This window comes from Candidatus Clostridium eludens (assembly GCF_045310515.1).
In the GTDB taxonomy this organism is placed as follows: domain Bacteria; phylum Bacillota; class Clostridia; order Clostridiales; family Clostridiaceae; genus Clostridium_B; species Clostridium_B eludens.
The window spans coordinates 1-356 of the sequence record NZ_JBJHZX010000182.1; the positions used below are offsets into that span (position 1 = coordinate 1).

Consider the following 356-nt stretch of genomic DNA (forward strand, 5'->3'; position numbering starts at 1 on the left):
CATGCCTTAAATGAGCTTGTAGAGCTTAATAAAGGCTTAGTATATAAACTTGCCAATAGGTTCTATACCGAAAAAACTAATTCTATAGATAAAGAGGATTTGGAGCAGGAAGGGTTTATTGGACTAATTGCTGCAGCAGATAAATATAAGTTTGATATTGAAAGACCATGCAAATTTAGTACTTATGCTGTTTACTGGATATATCAAAAGATAAGTGGGTTTATAAAAACTAAAAATACCAATGAAGAAACAAGTCTTAATACTCCTGCTTCCGGTGAGGAGGATATTGAGCTTATGGACTGTATAGAAGGTGTAGACTATAGTTTTGAGAACGTTGAGGAAAAAATATATAATCA

1 protein-coding gene is annotated in these 356 nt (G+C 32.6%); it reads left to right on the top strand.

Going from position 1 to position 356, the window contains the following annotated elements; genetic code table 11:
* On the top strand, positions 1-356 hold a 356-nt coding region (locus ACJDU8_RS25750), incomplete at both ends, for a sigma-70 family RNA polymerase sigma factor (RefSeq protein ID WP_406795032.1).